The sequence below is a fragment of the Vibrio viridaestus genome (assembly GCF_003856525.1).
Lineage (GTDB): Bacteria > Pseudomonadota > Gammaproteobacteria > Enterobacterales > Vibrionaceae > Vibrio > Vibrio viridaestus.
Genome location: NZ_RJVQ01000171.1, coordinates 1 through 383, shown reverse-complemented (window position 1 = coordinate 383; position 383 = coordinate 1). Strand labels below are relative to the sequence as shown.

Here is a 383-nt window from a genome sequence, read left to right as displayed (position 1 = left end):
GACTTCGGTGGCTTGAGCATGTTCTACGAATGTCGTCCCAGAGAATTCCACGTCGTGCATTATTTGCCGCCACTGGTACTGGTTGGAAAAAGCGGAGAGGTGGTCAGTGTATGACATGGTGTCGTGGTATGAAAGAAAGCTGCAAAGGACTGGCTTCTGTCGGTCCTTCACGACTCCCTGGTTGGGGTCTGAGAGATGGTGCTACACAGTGGCTAGAGACGTTATCAGATATGGCTCAGAATAGAAGCCAGTGGCGATCCTGCTGTAACCTTCTTTTACTTTCTTCATAAAAAGTGGTTGTGTCTCCTTTACCTGAAAGATTTCTTCTGATTGTACCTTTTCGTTTCCTCGTTACTACCACACTACCTTACACCAATCTCTTC

At 47.0% G+C, this 383-nt stretch carries 1 protein-coding gene; it reads left to right on the top strand.

Going from position 1 to position 383, the window contains the following annotated elements; genetic code table 11:
* Positions 1-290, top strand: a 290-nt coding sequence (locus EES38_RS23395) for a hypothetical protein (RefSeq protein ID WP_208020512.1), incomplete at its 5' end; no start/stop codon positions are given.
* Positions 291-383 lie beyond the last annotated feature (93 nt).